Raw genomic sequence first — 14156 nt, forward strand, 5'->3', positions numbered from 1 at the left:
GGAGGGTTGCGCCCCCGGGCCGCCGATGCGGTGGCCCGGGGGCGCAACGCGGTACATGGAAAAGTGCATGACACGCTCTGGCAGCGGGGGCGCGGGGGCTCGAACGGAAACGGGGCCCGAAGGCCCCGTTTCCTGGCGCGGGTGGTGCGTTCCGCCTCAGCGGAAGGCCGCGACCGTGGCCGCGGTGTTGTTCAGCACGCGCTGGTTGTGGCTGACCGCGGTGGTGCCCATGGCCTGGCCGCCGTAGGTCTTGGCGGGGTTGGACCAGTAGTTGATGCGGGTGCAGCTGACCGGGCAGTCGTAGGCCATGATCGTGCGCCAGGCGTTGGTCGGCGAACGGTAGCCGTGGCCGTAGGCGTACGGCGTGGTGGTCGGGTCGGTGGCGGGATCGTGGCGCGCCGACTGCAGGTGGCCGATCTCGTGCCCGAACGAGAAGTAGCCCGTCGCGCAGCTGTAGTGCACGGCCGCGAACGCGGTGGTGGCGGTGGAACCGATGCCCGACGCCAGGCCGCAGGCGGAGCTGTTGTTGATGATCAGCACGCCCACGTCCGCGGCGGTGCTGTTGCGGGTGGTGTGGATCGAGTCCATGTAGCCGTCGGCGGTGCCGCGGAAGCGGGTCAGGTCGGTGGTGAAGTTGCCCGACTCGGTGTACGTGGTCGCCACCGTGCCCGCGAGCTGCATCGTGATCGCGACGCCGCTGTTGACGTAACCCTGGTTGGTCTCGGCGACGGCGAGGGTGATCTTGCCGACGATGTCGCCGCTGGCGGCCGCGGCGGACGGCGTGTAGGCGACCAGCACGCGGATGATGGCGTTGGCCTTCGCGATCGAGCCGTTGGCGTCGGAGGCGGCGATCTGGCGGCGCAGCAGGCGGCCGCTGTACTGCGACTCGCGGTAGATCTTCGCGTAGGCGGCGGCCGGATGGTCCACCGGCATCTTCGACTCGTCGATGCGGACGATGGCGTGGCCGCCGGAGCTCAGCGGCTGCAGCGAGTACAGCTCGCCGTTCTTGCGGATCGTGCCGGTGAGCTTGTCGCCGTTGCGGACGATCATCACCGAATTGTTCGGATCGTTGGCGATCTCGCCGGTGGCCTTGGCCGCGATCGCGCCGATGCCGCCGAAGTCGTGGCCGATCGTGCCGTACCACACCTGGGTGCCATCCGGATTGCGATAGCCGTTCTGCAGGTAGACGGTGCCGGCATCGCCGAGGCCCAGCTGCAGCGTGCTGCGCTTGGCGTCGATCTGGCTGGCATCGGCCTGCACGAGCTGCACCGAGACCGTGGCGCGATCGGTGACCAGCGCGCGGTAGCTGGCGTCGGCCACGAGCCCGGCCGGGGCGGCCTTGAGCGAGGTGAACAGCGGCGCGGCTTGGGCGCCGAACGCGGTGGCGAGCACGGTCATCGCGCCGAGCGCGGCATGCTTGGTGGAACGCTTCATGAGCAACCTCTCCTTGGTGTCTTCCCGACGACCGCCACGTCCGGGCGGCTTGCGGCGTCGGGTGCTTGGGATGTGTGGAAACGCCCGGACGATGTGCCATCGGCATCGTGGGCATGTCGCGACCGCGCGCGCAAGCTGCGCCGCGACATGCGCCTGCGTATATCGCTAACGCCGTCTCAGTGCGTTTGCGGACAGGGCCGGCCCGGTGTGCCTGTCGCCGTGCTCAGAGCACGATCCACCAGCATTCGAGGTAGCGGCGCAGGCCGAAGACCGTGCGCGACGGCGTGCTGCCGTTCTTCAGCGTCTGCTCCAGGCGCAGGCCGGTGGCGACGGCGCGGCGGGGGGCAGGCGCCGGCGCATCGCCCGGAGTGGCTTCCGCCGCGGGCACGGCCACGGGCGGGAGCGGTCCGGCGCCGTCCGCAGGCGGACCGCCGGGGCTGCCGTCCTGCTCCGCGGGGCGCGGCAGCGCGCGCAGCACCGCGATGTCGATCAGCGGACGGTCCGCGATCGCCTGCAACTGGGCGAGGATGCGATCGCCGCTTTCGGCGTTCTGGCCGACCCAGTGGTACACCGAGGCCAGGCCGTTGACGTCGTGGGCGTCGATCGCGGCGGTGATCGCGGCCGTCAGCGCGGGCAGCGTGCGTGCGCAGCCGCTGCGATACGGGCCCGCACCCGCGGGGGCCGGCACGCCGCGGACCACGCGCGCGGTCGCGCCCAGGCTGTCGCAGGGGCGGTCGGTGTAGATGGTGTTGCCCGCGGGGCCTTCGCAGCGGTTGAGGCGCGTCTCCTGGGCCTGCGCCGGGGGCGTCCAGACGGGGACCGACAGTCCGCCGACGAACACGAACACGAGCGCGGCGGGGAGGGCGAGGCGACGGGCGAGGGACGGCATCGCCGGAGTGTGGCAGCCGCCCGATGAACGGAACGCCGAGGCCATCGTCTGCCGTCGGATGTGCGCGGGCGACCGCTCAGCGATCGGCGGACAGCGCGCCCAGCATCGCCAGGCCGCCGAACAACAGGATCCACAGCGCGATCAGGATGAACACCGACACGGCCGACGCGATGGCCCAGAAACGCGCCTTGTCCGACGCGCTCCGCGCGCCTTCGATGTCGCCCGCCGCGCGCTTGCCGTCGACCTGCGCCGCATACACGATCGACACGATCCCCAGCGGCAGGCAGCAGAACAGCGTGGTCAGGATCGCCCACGCCATCTGGTTGGGGATGTATTCGCCGCGAGGCGGGATGCGGGGCGTGGACATGGCGGTTCTCGTCGGAAATGCGGGTGACGGGGCCTCAGCCCGGCGCGAGCAGCGTGAACGGCCACCACGGCAGGTTGCGGGCGATCCAGTAGGCCGGCAGCAGGATCAGCCACAGCTTCGGCGTCATCACCACCGACATCAGCGGTTGCAGCAGCGCCGGACGCACGCCGCGCTCGTGCAGCAGCATCAGCGGCATCAGCGGCAGCACCAGCATCGCCAGCGGATTCATCGAGAAGGCACGGGCGACGTCACCGTGCACCAGCGCATGCAGCGCGCGGGTCAGGCCGCAGCCGATGCACCAGTAGCCCGTCGTCTCGTGGAAGATGCACTTCGGGAAGAAATTCCCGACGGCGTTGGGGTCGTAGCGCAGCAGCAGCCAGACGCCGACGGCGGCCGCGAAGGCGGCCGCCGCCAGGACATACCGGTCGCCGGATCTCAGCGACTGCATCGCAGGCTCAGCCGCCCTGCAGCTTCTGCATCGTGTCCATGTACGACGCCACGCCGCCCATCGCGAACCAGCCGATGTTGAACAGCAGGCCGATGCCGGCCAGCGCGCTGGCGACGATGCACCACGTCTTGGCGGAATCGGAAGCGCGGCGGGCGCCTTCCAGGTCGCCCTGGTTCAGCAGCGTGTTGACCTTGTTGGACTGGACGATGGCGACGATGCCCAGCAGACCCAGCGGGCAGCACAGGCAGGTCGCCAGCACGGTCGCGATGATCGCCCAGGCCAGATGGTTGGGCACGCTGCCGGGGGCGGCGGAAATGTTCATGCGGGAGCTCCTCGGGGATGGTGGGAGGGCGCCGCCCGTTTCCCCGGGGCGGTCGCCGCGTGTCGCTCCCTGCATTGTGCCGATTCCGCCGCGGGGCGCAATCGGCCGATCGCCGGCCCCGTGGCCGCAGGACCTCAGGCGGCGTCGCCGCGCAGCGCGCGCACCCGGGCTTCCAGCATCGCGGCGCCGGCCTCGCGGCCGTCGACCGGTTCGCTGGCCACCACTTCGACGTGGGCGCGGAAGCGGCGCGGCACGCGCATGCGCGCGAGGCGGCCGTCGCGCTTGCTCCACATGCTGGTCCACATGTTCTTCAGCGCCATCGGCACCACCGGCACCGGGCGCCGCGCCAGCACCTTCTCCACGCCGGCCTTGAACGGCGCGATGCCGCCATCGCGCGTCAGCCCGCCCTCGGGGAAGATGCCCACCAGCTGGCCGTCGGCCAGCGCGGCGTCGATCTCGTCGAACGCCCGCCGCATCAGCTCCAGGTCCTCCTTCGCGCCGGCGATCGGGATCGCCTTCGCGGTGCGGAAGATCCAGCGCATCACCGGGATGTTGAAGATCTTGTAGTACATGACGAAGCGGATCGGCCGCGGGATGCTGGCCGACAGCACCAGCGCATCCATGTAGGTCACGTGGTTGCACACGATCAGCGCCGGGCCCTCGTCGGGGATGTGCCTTTCGATGCCGTGCAGCCGCAGCCGGTACAGCGTGCGCACCAGCACCCAGCTGAGGAAGCGCATGAAGAACTCGGGCACGATCGTGAAGATCCACAGCGCCACCAGCGTGTTGGCGATCGCCAGCCCGAGGAACACTTGCGGGATGCTCAGCCCCGGCATCGGCAGCACCGTGCCGCCGATCGCCAGCGACTTCATCTGCAGCGCCACGCCGACGCCAGCGGCCATCACGATGAAGATCGCGTTCTGGATGTTGACGCCGGCAATCACCCGCGACAGCTCGCTGCGCGGCGTGCGGCTCTGGATCAGCGCGAACAGCGGCACCACGAACAGGCCGGTGAACAGGCCCACGCCGGTGAGGTCCATCGCGATCCGCCAACTGCCCGGCTGGCGCAGGAACTCGGCCACGCCGAGGTCCGTCACCGGCGACAGCCCGCTGCGCGCGAAGTACAGGTCGAACAGGAACGCGCTCATGCCGAACGCGCCCAGCGGCACCAGGCCGATCTCGACCACGCGGCCCGACAGCCGCTCGCACAGCACCGAGCCCACGCCGGTGCCGATGGAGAACAGCGCCAGCGCGAAGATGTACAGCGACTGGTGGTTGCCGCCGCCGAGGTGCAGTTCGGCGTACGCCGGCAGCTGCGACGTCAGCACCGTGCCCACGAACCAGAACCACGACACGCCCAGCACCGAGTTGCGCACCGCCAGCTGCTTGCGGGTGAGCGCGAGCATCCGCAGCGACTCGGGGATCGGGTTCCACTGGATCTTCAGGTCCGGCGCGCCGGCATCGCAGGGCGGCACCGCGCGGCTGGCGAAATAGGCCGCGAACGCGATCAGCAGCACCGCCGTGGCCGCGACCTGCGGGCCGTGGGTGTCGGCCAGCTGGAAGATCAGCCCGCCCACGATCATGCCGACCAGGATCGACAGCGAGGTGCCCATCTCGACCAGGCCGTTGCCGCCGGTCAGTTCCTCGGGTTTGAGCACCGACGGCAGGATCGAGTACTTCACCGGCCCGAACAGCGTGGAATGCACGCCGAGGAAGAACAGCGCCACCAGCAGCAGCGGCAGGCTCTTGAGCAGGAAGCCCACCGCCGCGACCGCCATCACCGCGATGCCCATGACCGTGGTGATGCGGATCAGCCGCGATTTCTCCAGCTTTTCCGCGATCTGCCCGGCGATGGCCGAGAACAGGAAGAACGGCAGGATGAACAGCGCCGGTGCGAGGTTGGCGTAGAGCGTCTTCTCCTCGGTGCTCACGCCCAGCCAGATCAGCAGGCCGATGATGCCCTGGCGGTACACGTTGTCGAGGAACGCGCCCAGCGACTGCACCGAGAAGAACGGCAGGAAACGGCGCTGCCGCAGCAGGTCGAACTGATGGTGGGCCATGCGCGCTCCGCGGGGCCGGCCGCAGCCGGCAAGGTCGGCCGAGCCTAGCAGAGATGCGCGACGGGGTTCAGGGGGCTGGCGCGGGTATCGCGCTGCGGGCCGGCACCGGCATCGCGGGTGTACCGGCGGTGTCCGCCAGCGTCGCCAGTAGCTCGGACAGCCGGCCGCCGCTGCGTTTCCACGACCAGAACAGCGGCGCCGGCACCACCGCACGCCGCCAGCGGCGTGCGTCGCGACGCATCGGCGGCAGGGCGTCGACGTGGCGCAGCCAGCGCGCCAGTGCCCGTTCCGCCGCCGTCGGCGTCAGCGGGGCGGCCGGGCAGAACGGCAGGAAGGTCACGAGGTACACGTGCGTCGCCGTGCGCACCAGCGCATCCGGCCAGCCGCCCGCGGCCAGCGTGCGCGCCAGCAGCGCCTCGTGCGCATGCACCGCGTGGCGACGCGGGTCGATCAGATCGTGGCGTTCGATCGCCGGATCGGCCTCGGCGCAGGCCAGGAAGGCCGCGCGCAGGCCGCCGTCGCGGTCGTCGCAGGGCGCGTGGGTGTGCACGGCCTTCGTCACCGGCATCGAACGCCGCGCCCGCAGCAGCCGGAACGGCACGTCGCCGAGGCGTTCCGGCACCGCGTCCGGGCCCGCGTCGCAGTCCGGCGGCAATGCCGGATCCCGCCCCGCGCCGTCGCGCAGGCCGGCGACGAAGACGTCGTCGGTGGATGGCGTGTCCGCCTCGGGCGGCGGCGCATGGGGCAGGGCGTCGTGATCGCTGCGGCAGCGCGGATCGTCGACGAGCGCCAGCACGTCCATCCGGTGCCGCGGCGGCCGCCCGCGCGCCGCCCGTTCGAGGCTGTCGGCGCGCAGTTCGGCGAAGTCGGGTTCCGGCCACAGCAGCGGCGCGCCCACCGACGGCAGGACGGCGGCGAGCGTCGCTTCGCCGCGCTGCGTCCGCAGCGCCACGACGACGCAGATCCGCGCATCGGCCAGTGTGGCCCGCGGCGGCAGGGTGTCGAACACCGCGCGCACGCCGTCGGCCACGGGGGCGTCGCCGGCGATCGCGAGGGCCTCGTCGGTGAATCCGGCCTCGCGCAACCGGCACCGGACTGCCCGCCGGACGATCTCCGCATCGCAGAGGATGGCGATCCGCGGTCGCCGCGCGGGATCCAGCGCGACGAACGCGGCGTCGCGCGCCGCCAGTTCGCGCAGGCCGGCGTCGAGTTGCGCGCGATGCACGCGACCGAGCCGCGGACGCCGCCCGGGATGCCGCGGCGGCGTCTCCGGCAGCGGCGATCCCGACACCGGCACCGCGACCAGCACCGGCAGCTTGCAGGCGCCGCGGCGGATGGTGCGGGCGGCGTCGATGTCGGTCAGCGGCTCGGGCCCCGCGCACGCGGTCGTGCACAGGTCCACGCGCACGCGCGAGCGGAGATGGCCCGATGCGCCGCGCGTCTCCGCGACGACGCTCAGCAGCCCGGGCGACGGAGGCGTCTTCGTGGCCGATGCGTCCTGCACCCGCAGCGCCGGATCGCGGCCGCCGAAGGCGCGCGCCAGCCAGTCGAAGAATGCTGCGCGCCGGCCCGGCGGCAGGAACAGCCGCGCATGGCGGCGCAGGCTCGCGTCCGCGTCGGCCGACAGCGCGGCACGCAGGCGCCGCGAGATGCCCGGCGTGGCCGCGGTCAGGACGATGCGGACGCGGGCGTCGTCCTCGTCGGCGGCGCAGGCCCAGCGCCAGACCACCAGCGCCTGCGCCACCCAGCGCAGCCCGCAGCCCGGCGCCAGCCGCAGCACGTGATGCGCGGCCTGCAGCGGCGGCGGTGCGGGTGCCGTCGCCGCCGGACCGCAGGCGCGATCGCGCAACGTGTCGGCGTCGTCGCTGCGCAGGATCTCGTGCGCCAGCAGCAGATGCACCAGCGCCTGCCGCTGCGCGGTGTTGAAGTTCGCCGCGCGCGCGCGACACACCGCGTCCGCGCACCACCAGCGCAGCAGCTCCGCGCCAGCGGGCGACAGCCGCATGCACGCGCGCGGCGTGGACGGCCGCGTCGACGGCAGCTCCAGTTCGGCGACCAGCGTGCGTGCGGCGTATTCCAGCGTGGCGGCCAGCGGCGGCGATGTTTCGACGGCGGCCGGCGGTGTCGGGCAGGGCGTCGCGGGGCGTGCCGTCGCGGAGCAGGGTGTCGTGGACGAGGTCGCGGCCGTGGCGTCGTCGATCGTGCGCATCCGCTTCCCTCCGTGGTCCTGATGGTGGCGCACGCTAACAAAAAGTTTGATAAGGTACAAACCACATCTTTCCACTGCCGGCGTGCACCGGCCCGACGTCGGGTGATGAACAATGAACAGATCGCGTTCAGCGAACGGCTGCGCGCTGCGTTGCAACGGGCGGGGCTCGGCGAGAGCCCCGTCGAACTGGTCCGCCTGCTCGCCCGCTTCGGCGGCGAGCCGGTCTCGCAGCAAGCCGTCTCCGGCTGGTTGAGGGGTCGCGCGATGCCAAGGCAGGCCAATCTGAGGGCACTGGCGAAGATGCTGTCGCTGGAACCGCAGCAATTGCAGTACGGAGACGACGGCAGGCGCGGGCGCGAGGGCCGGGGCGAAGGTGGCCTCGATCCCCGCGACCGGCTCGCCATCGAGTCCTACCTGCAGTTGCCGCCGGCCCAGCGACGGCTGCTGCGCCAGGTCATCGACGAATTCGTCCGGTCCGGCGGCGGGCGCAAGCCCTGAGTCGCGGCCCGACACGCGGCGCGCGCGGACGCGGTTCCGTGCGCGCGTGGCGTTGCTGCGTCAACATATTGTGGATTTGATCGACAAGCGCGTTTTTCACACCGGGCGCCGCGCCGGCCTATGGTCGGCGGATGAAAACCGAACAAGACGCCTTCAGCGAACGCCTGCGCGCCGCCCTGCGTCAGGCCGGGATGAGCGAAAGCCCGGCCGAACTGGTGCGCCTGCTCGCCCGGTTCGGCGGCGAACCCGTGTCCCAGCAGGCCATTTCCGGCTGGCTCAACGGACGCGCCATGCCGCGGCAGGGCAACATGCGCGCGCTGGCCCGGATGCTGTCGATCGAGCCGCAGCAACTGCAGTACGGCAACGACAAGCACGTCCGCGAGGCCCGCGGCGAGTGGCGGATGAACCCGCACGACCAGCTGGCCATCGAATCCTTCCTCAAGCTGCCGGCCTCGCAGCGCAAACTCGTGCGCAGCCTGATCGAGGAACTGTCGAAGCAGCACGCGCCGGCGAAGGCGGCGAAGAAGCGCTGAGCCGCGCCGTGCCGACGGTGCCGGTGGTCGTCGAGGGCGATCTGCTCGACCAGCCGGTCGAGGTCATCGTCAACGCCTGGAACCGGAACGTCATCCCGTGGTGGCTGCTGCTGCCGCAGGGCGTGTCCGGGGCGATCAAGCGCCGCGGCGGCCTGAGGCCTTTCATCGAGATCGGCCGCACCGGGCCGCTGCCGCTCGGACAGGCCCGGCTGACATCCGCCGGCCGGCTGCCGTTCAAGGCCGTCATCCACGTGGCCGGCATCGATCTGCTGTGGCGCGCGTCGGAACGCTCGATCCGCGATTCGGTGCGATCCGCAATGGACATCGTCGCGGCCCAGCGTTTCGCGTCGGTCGCGTTTCCCGTCATCGGCGCAGGCTCCGGCGGATTCCGCGAAGCGGACGCCCTGGCGACGATGCAAGATGCATTCGCGTCGGTGGACACGACAGCGGACGCGCGCATTGTCCGCTACCGTCCGTCGAAGTGACTCAGCCCCGTTCCCGCGCCACCGCCCGCCAGCCGATGTCGCTGCGGTGGAATTCCCCGTCCCAGCCGATCTTCGCCAGCGCGGCGTAGGCCTCGCGCTGCGCGTCGGCCACGGTGTCGCCGCGGGCGCAGACGCACAGCACGCGGCCGCCGGCGGTGATCACGCGGCCGGCGTCGTCCAGCGCGGTGCCGGCGTGGAAGACCTTGGCGTGTACCGGCTGCGGCGCGTCGAGGCCGTGGATGACGTCGCCGGTGCGCGGCGTCTCGGGATAGGGCGACGCGGCCATCACCACGCCCAGGGACGGTTGCGGGCTCCAGCGTGCCTCGACCTCGTGCAGGCGGCCGTCGATCGCGGCTTCGACCAGATCCAGCAGGTCGCTGTCGAGGCGCAGCATCACCGGCTGCGTTTCCGGGTCGCCGAAACGCACGTTGAATTCGATCACCTTCGGCGCGCCGGCCGCGTCGATCATCAGGCCCGCGTAGAGGAAGCCGGTGAACGGCACGCCGTCGGCGGCCATGCCGCGCACGGTCGGTTCGACCACCTCGCACATCACGCGCGCATGCACCTCGGGCGTGACCACCGGCGCGGGCGAATACGCGCCCATGCCGCCGGTGTTGGGGCCGGTGTCGCCGTCGCCCACGCGCTTGTGGTCCTGCGAGGTCGCCATCGGCAGCGCGGTGACGCCGTCGACCATCGAGATGAAGCTGGCTTCCTCGCCGTCGAGGAATTCCTCAATCACCACGCGCGCGCCGGCGGCGCCGAAGGCGTTGCCCGACAGCATGTCGCGCACCGCGGTCTCGGCTTCGTCCTGCGTCATCGCCACGATCACGCCCTTGCCCGCGGCCAGGCCGTCGGCCTTCACGACGATCGGTGCGCCTTTCTCGCGGATGTAGGCGAGCGCGGCGTCGACGTCGGTATGCACGGCGTAGTACGCGGTCGGGATGCCGTGGCGCGCGAGGAAATCCTTCGCGAACGCCTTGCTGCCTTCGAGCTGCGCCGCGGCCGCGGTCGGTCCGAACACGCGCAGGCCTTCGGCGCGGAAGCGATCGACCACGCCCGCGACCAGCGGCGCCTCGGGCCCGACCACCGTCACCGCCACGCCTTCGGCGCGCACCAGCGCGACGAGGCCGTCGAGGTCCGTCGCCTTCACCGCGACGTTGCGGCACTTCGCCTCCGTCGCCGTGCCGGCGTTGCCCGGCGCGACCAGGACTTCGTCCACCCGCGACGACTGCGCGAGCTTCCAGGCGAGGGCGTGTTCACGGCCGCCGGAACCGATGACGAGGAGTTTCATGGGCGTTTTCTTTTCAGTGGAAATAGATGAGGGCCGACAAAATGCTGATGAGTCCGCTGATAAGTCCGCCGATGAATCTGAGCCAGATTTTCAGGCGTTCGTTGCTTTCGGTCGTCTCAGAACGAAAGCCACGAAAGTTCGACTTGATCAGTTTGCGGTTCTCGGTCATGCAAATGGCTCGCCGAAAAAGTTGCGAGCACGATACAGATACTGTCTGTGGACCCGAGATGGGACAACCTGTGGATAACTGTGCTGTGCTTGGGATGCGGCGGTACCGGAATCAAAATTTTAAAGAAAAGTCATTTTTATCAGTGCTTTATCAGATTTTGTGGAAACATTTGTCTTGATTGCTGGCGGTTAGGGTGGAGGCGAAACCTGCGCGTGCAAACCATCACCCGTCCTGATCGCACCCGTCCCGCACCAGCACGCGCGGGGCCGTGCGATACCGCGTGCCGTCGAACGTGGTCGGGATGTTGCGCTTGACTTTGCGGCCCGCGCGTTCGCCGGCCACGTCGATGCTGAGCGCGTAGAAGCCGCGGTCGGCCTTCGCCGGATCGACGCGCAGGGTGCAGTCGAGCGACACCGAGCGGGCGCGGCAGCCGCGGTCGCCGTCGGGATCGCAGTCGCCGCTGTTGTCGAGGTGGGTCCCGAACGACAGGCGTTCGACGAAGCGGTCGCTGTCGGCCTGGTGCAGCGACACGCTTTCCGTCGTCCAGCCCATGTTGGAGAACGCGCTGGAGAGCGCGAACGCGGTGCGGCCGCTGCCGATTTCCAGCAGTTTGACGTCGCCGGGCGAGCCCCAGCCGCCGCTGGGCACACTGCGTTCGCGTGCGCCGATGCGCGCCTGCGTCTGTCCACCGCGCGGGTCGAGCAACTGGAACAGATCGACTTCGCCCGCCTGCGCGTGGCCGGCGTCCTCGAAGCTGGCGCACACCGCGACCAGCCGCGGGCCGCGCACCTGCACGCCGGAGTCCGCGCACACCGTGCGCACCGATGGCGAGGGCACGTCCTCGGGGCGATGTTCGTCCTTCGCCCGCCATTCGCTTTTCAGCGACACCGCTTCGCCGGGATAGACCGTGCGCAGCAGGCGCAGGACTTCGGCGTCGGTGACGATGCCGGCGGCCGGCGTGGTCAGCGGGCTGGAGGGCGGGCGCGGCGCGGGCGGTGCCGGCGTGGCGGATGCGGCGGCGAAGGAGGTCGTCGTGGCGACGACGGCGAGGCAAAGGGTCAGTCGCTTCATGCGGGATCTCCCGTGAATCGTGGATCGGCGCCGCGGCATCGATGCCATCGTGGACCGCGCGACAGCGTGCATGGCCGGTCACGGCATGCGCGCTGTCGCCGGCCTGCATGGATCATTTCGTGGATTTGCACGCGCTCACCAGCGCTTCGAAACCGCTCTCGTCGTCCTTGGCGATCAGCTGCGCCACGGTGGCGTCGTCGGCGTCGCCGATGCGCGTCTGCACGCAGTCGCATACCGGCCCGCTCTCGGCGGCGTCCATCCCGGATGCGCGCACGTGCTCCTGGCACATGCTGGCGACATGCGGCTTCATGCTGCGGAAGGCGCAGCGGCTGACCATCGTCTCGATCTCGGCGGTCCGCGCCTTTTCCTTGAACAGCGCGTCGACGTCCGCCGGGGAGCGCGCGCGCAGCTCGTCGAGGAAGCAGCCGCAGGTGTCGCCGCTGATGCTCTGGACCACCCCGGTGCCCAGCTCGGCGAAGTCCGGATTCTTCGCGAACTGCGACTTGAGCATCCGGGGGCACATGCCTTCGAACATGACGAGGAACTTCTCGTTTTTCTGCTGCGCCTTGTCTTCGGCGCTTGCGGTGTCCCGCGCATGCGCGGTGCAGACGCTGGAGGCCATGAGCAGGGCGAGGACGACGGTGCGGAAGCTGGACATGCGGGAACTCCTGTGGGGGTAAGGGGAACTTCCTGGTTTCTGGCTTGCTGCTGGCTTGCTGGTTGCGGGCGATGCGGCGGCCGGCTCAGTGCCGGAAATGCCGCACGCCGGTGAACACCATGGCGAGGCCGTGCGCGTCGGCGGCGTCGATCACTTCCTGGTCGCGCATCGAGCCGCCGGGCTGGATGACGGCGGCGATGCCGGCCTGCGCCGCGGCGTCGATGCCGTCGCGGAACGGGAAGAAGGCGTCGCTGGCCATCACCGAGCCGGGCACGACGAGGCCGGCGTCGTCGGCCTTGATGCCGGCGATGCGCGCGGAATACACGCGGCTCATCTGGCCGGCGCCGACGCCGACGGTGTGCAGGTCCTTCGCATAGACGATCGCGTTCGACTTCACGAATTTCGCCACGCGCCAGGCGAACAGCAGGTCGGCGAGCTGCGCCTCGGTCGGCGCGCGCTTCGTCACCACCTTCAGTTCGTCCGCGGTCACTTCGCGGATATCGGCGGTCTGCATCAGCAGGCCGGAGCCGACGCGCTTGACGTCCATGTTGTTGCGGCCGTCGCCGTGCGCGATGCGCAGCACGCGCACGTTGGCCTTCTTCTTCGCGTACGCCAGCGCCTCGTCGGCGTAGTCGGGCGCGATCAGCACCTCGACGAACTGGCGGTCGAGGATGGTCTTCATCGTCGCGCCGTCGACCGGCACGTTGAACGCGAGGATGCCGCCGAAGGCCGAGGTCGGGTCGGTGGCGTAGGCGTGTTCGTACGCCTCGAGCGCGGTGGCCGAGACCGACACGCCGCACGGATTCGCATGCTTGACGATCACGCAGGCCGGCGTCGCGGTGCCGAACTGGCGCACGCATTCCCACGCGGCGTCGGCGTCGGCGAGGTTGTTGTAGCTCAGCTCCTTGCCCTGCAGCTGCGCGAACGTCGCCAGCGTGCCCGGCACCGGCCACAGGTCGCGGTAGAACGCGGCGTGCTGGTGCGGGTTCTCGCCGTAGCGCAGGTCCATCACCTTCACGAAGTTGCTGTTCTGCTGCGCCGGGAACAGCGCGAGATCGCCATCGTCCTGCAGCGCGGACAGGTAATTGCCGATGAACGCGTCGTACTGCGCGACGCGGTTGAACGCGGCGACCGACAGCGCGAAGCGGGTGCGGCCGGTGACCGCGCCTTCGTTCGCGTCGAGTTCGGCGAGCAGCGCGTCGTACTGCGCGGGATCGGTGACGACGGCGACGCGGGCGTAGTTCTTGGCCGCGGAGCGCAGCATCGCCGGGCCGCCGATGTCGATGTTCTCGATGATCTCTTCGATCGAGCTGTCCGGATTCGCGCAGACGCGCTCGAACGGATAGAGGTTGAGCACCAGCAGGTCGATCGCGCCGATGCCGTGTTCGGCCATCACCGCGTCGTCGGTGCCGGCGCGGCCGAGCAGGCCGCCGTGCACCATCGGATGCAGCGTCTTCACGCGGCCGTCCATCATTTCCGGGAAGCCGGTGACGTCGCTGACGTCGCGCACCGGCAGGCCGGCGTCGCGGATCGCCTTGGCGGTGCCGCCGGTGGAGATCAGTTCGATGCCGCGGGCGGCGAGGGCACGGGCGAGGTCGATCAGGCCGGTCTTGTCGGACACGGACAGCAGCGCGCGGCGGAGCGTCACCGGGGCGCCGGGGAGATGGCGGGTCATGGGCGGGGAGGAGCGGCGGGGAGGCCGCGATTATACCGGGGTGCCAC

General features: G+C 70.5%; 15 protein-coding genes. 3 read left to right on the top strand and 12 right to left on the bottom strand.

The window, feature by feature from the left end:
* Positions 1-156: 156 nt before the first annotated feature.
* The 7 genes from ACT53Q_RS05455 to ACT53Q_RS05485 all read right to left on the bottom strand — a co-directional run bounded on the left by ACT53Q_RS05455 (position 157) and on the right by ACT53Q_RS05485 (position 7729).
* Complete coding sequence (locus tag ACT53Q_RS05455; RefSeq protein ID WP_476185645.1) at positions 157-1434, bottom strand: M12 family metallo-peptidase; 1278 nt, start codon at positions 1432-1434, stop codon at positions 157-159.
* A 223-nt stretch (positions 1435-1657) separates the two neighbouring features.
* A complete protein-coding gene (locus tag ACT53Q_RS05460) occupies positions 1658-2323 on the bottom strand; it encodes a hypothetical protein (protein ID WP_476185646.1) in 666 nt (221 codons plus the stop codon).
* A gap of 76 nt (positions 2324-2399) precedes the next feature.
* Positions 2400-2690 carry a CD225/dispanin family protein gene (locus tag ACT53Q_RS05465; protein WP_476185647.1) on the bottom strand — a complete coding sequence of 97 codons (291 nt, stop codon included), beginning with the start codon at positions 2688-2690 and terminating at the stop codon, positions 2400-2402.
* A 34-nt stretch (positions 2691-2724) separates the two neighbouring features.
* On the bottom strand, positions 2725-3138 hold the full coding sequence (locus ACT53Q_RS05470) for a DUF2752 domain-containing protein (protein ID WP_476185648.1): 414 nt from the start codon (positions 3136-3138) through the stop codon (positions 2725-2727).
* A gap of 7 nt (positions 3139-3145) precedes the next feature.
* On the bottom strand, positions 3146-3460 hold the full coding sequence (locus ACT53Q_RS05475; protein ID WP_476185649.1) for a CD225/dispanin family protein: 315 nt from the start codon (positions 3458-3460) through the stop codon (positions 3146-3148).
* Positions 3461-3594: 134 nt separating this feature from the next.
* Positions 3595-5520 (bottom strand): MFS transporter, encoded by a 1926-nt coding sequence (locus ACT53Q_RS05480; protein ID WP_476185650.1) that lies wholly within the window; start codon positions 5518-5520, stop codon positions 3595-3597.
* Between the two features lie 67 nt (positions 5521-5587).
* A complete protein-coding gene (locus ACT53Q_RS05485) occupies positions 5588-7729 on the bottom strand; it encodes a hypothetical protein (RefSeq protein WP_476185651.1) in 2142 nt (713 codons plus the stop codon).
* A gap of 105 nt (positions 7730-7834) precedes the next feature.
* On the opposite strand from ACT53Q_RS05485, the gene ACT53Q_RS05490 reads away from it, so the two are divergent.
* The 3 genes from ACT53Q_RS05490 (at position 7835) to ACT53Q_RS05500 (ending at position 9245) form a co-directional block, all read left to right on the top strand.
* Positions 7835-8227 carry a helix-turn-helix domain-containing protein gene (locus ACT53Q_RS05490; RefSeq protein WP_476185652.1) on the top strand — a complete coding sequence of 131 codons (393 nt, stop codon included), beginning with the start codon at positions 7835-7837 and terminating at the stop codon, positions 8225-8227.
* Positions 8228-8358: 131 nt separating this feature from the next.
* On the top strand, positions 8359-8760 hold the full coding sequence (locus ACT53Q_RS05495; RefSeq protein ID WP_476172056.1) for a helix-turn-helix domain-containing protein: 402 nt from the start codon (positions 8359-8361) through the stop codon (positions 8758-8760).
* A gap of 8 nt (positions 8761-8768) precedes the next feature.
* Positions 8769-9245, top strand: a complete 477-nt coding sequence (locus ACT53Q_RS05500) for a macro domain-containing protein (RefSeq protein WP_476185653.1) — start codon at positions 8769-8771, stop codon at positions 9243-9245.
* Between the two features lies 1 nt (position 9246).
* Here ACT53Q_RS05500 and purD read toward each other — a convergent pair whose 3' ends face one another.
* The 5 genes from purD to purH all read right to left on the bottom strand — a co-directional run bounded on the left by purD (position 9247) and on the right by purH (position 14109).
* A complete protein-coding gene (purD, locus tag ACT53Q_RS05505) occupies positions 9247-10536 on the bottom strand; it encodes a phosphoribosylamine--glycine ligase (RefSeq protein ID WP_476185654.1) in 1290 nt (429 codons plus the stop codon).
* Between the two features lie 13 nt (positions 10537-10549).
* Positions 10550-10705, bottom strand: a complete 156-nt coding sequence (locus ACT53Q_RS05510) for a hypothetical protein (protein ID WP_476185655.1) — start codon at positions 10703-10705, stop codon at positions 10550-10552.
* Positions 10706-10927: 222 nt separating this feature from the next.
* Complete coding sequence (locus ACT53Q_RS05515; RefSeq protein ID WP_476185656.1) at positions 10928-11776, bottom strand: hypothetical protein; 849 nt, start codon at positions 11774-11776, stop codon at positions 10928-10930.
* Between the two features lie 112 nt (positions 11777-11888).
* A complete protein-coding gene (locus ACT53Q_RS05520; protein ID WP_476185657.1) occupies positions 11889-12434 on the bottom strand; it encodes a hypothetical protein in 546 nt (181 codons plus the stop codon).
* Positions 12435-12519: 85 nt separating this feature from the next.
* Complete coding sequence (gene purH, locus ACT53Q_RS05525) at positions 12520-14109, bottom strand: bifunctional phosphoribosylaminoimidazolecarboxamide formyltransferase/IMP cyclohydrolase (protein ID WP_476185658.1); 1590 nt, start codon at positions 14107-14109, stop codon at positions 12520-12522.
* Positions 14110-14156 lie beyond the last annotated feature (47 nt).

This window comes from Lysobacter sp. DMC97 (genome assembly GCF_056313745.1).

Excerpts from the sequence above, each read along its gene's own strand:
- ACT53Q_RS05475 (WP_476185649.1), bottom strand. The coding sequence starts at position 3,460 with ATGAACATTTCCGCCGCCCCCGGCAGCGTGCCCAACCATCTGGCCTGG.
- ACT53Q_RS05495 (WP_476172056.1), top strand. The coding sequence starts at position 8,359 with ATGAAAACCGAACAAGACGCCTTCAGCGAACGCCTGCGCGCCGCCCTG.
- ACT53Q_RS05455 (WP_476185645.1), bottom strand. The coding sequence starts at position 1,434 with ATGAAGCGTTCCACCAAGCATGCCGCGCTCGGCGCGATGACCGTGCTC.
- ACT53Q_RS05465 (WP_476185647.1), bottom strand. The coding sequence starts at position 2,690 with ATGTCCACGCCCCGCATCCCGCCTCGCGGCGAATACATCCCCAACCAG.
- ACT53Q_RS05510 (WP_476185655.1), bottom strand. The coding sequence starts at position 10,705 with ATGACCGAGAACCGCAAACTGATCAAGTCGAACTTTCGTGGCTTTCGT.
- ACT53Q_RS05480 (WP_476185650.1), bottom strand. The coding sequence starts at position 5,520 with ATGGCCCACCATCAGTTCGACCTGCTGCGGCAGCGCCGTTTCCTGCCG.
- purD (WP_476185654.1), bottom strand. The coding sequence starts at position 10,536 with ATGAAACTCCTCGTCATCGGTTCCGGCGGCCGTGAACACGCCCTCGCC.
- ACT53Q_RS05470 (WP_476185648.1), bottom strand. The coding sequence starts at position 3,138 with ATGCAGTCGCTGAGATCCGGCGACCGGTATGTCCTGGCGGCGGCCGCC.
- ACT53Q_RS05460 (WP_476185646.1), bottom strand. The coding sequence starts at position 2,323 with ATGCCGTCCCTCGCCCGTCGCCTCGCCCTCCCCGCCGCGCTCGTGTTC.
- ACT53Q_RS05520 (WP_476185657.1), bottom strand. The coding sequence starts at position 12,434 with ATGTCCAGCTTCCGCACCGTCGTCCTCGCCCTGCTCATGGCCTCCAGC.
- ACT53Q_RS05490 (WP_476185652.1), top strand. The coding sequence starts at position 7,835 with ATGAACAATGAACAGATCGCGTTCAGCGAACGGCTGCGCGCTGCGTTG.
- ACT53Q_RS05515 (WP_476185656.1), bottom strand. The coding sequence starts at position 11,776 with ATGAAGCGACTGACCCTTTGCCTCGCCGTCGTCGCCACGACGACCTCC.
- purH (WP_476185658.1), bottom strand. The coding sequence starts at position 14,109 with ATGACCCGCCATCTCCCCGGCGCCCCGGTGACGCTCCGCCGCGCGCTG.
- ACT53Q_RS05485 (WP_476185651.1), bottom strand. The coding sequence starts at position 7,729 with ATGCGCACGATCGACGACGCCACGGCCGCGACCTCGTCCACGACACCC.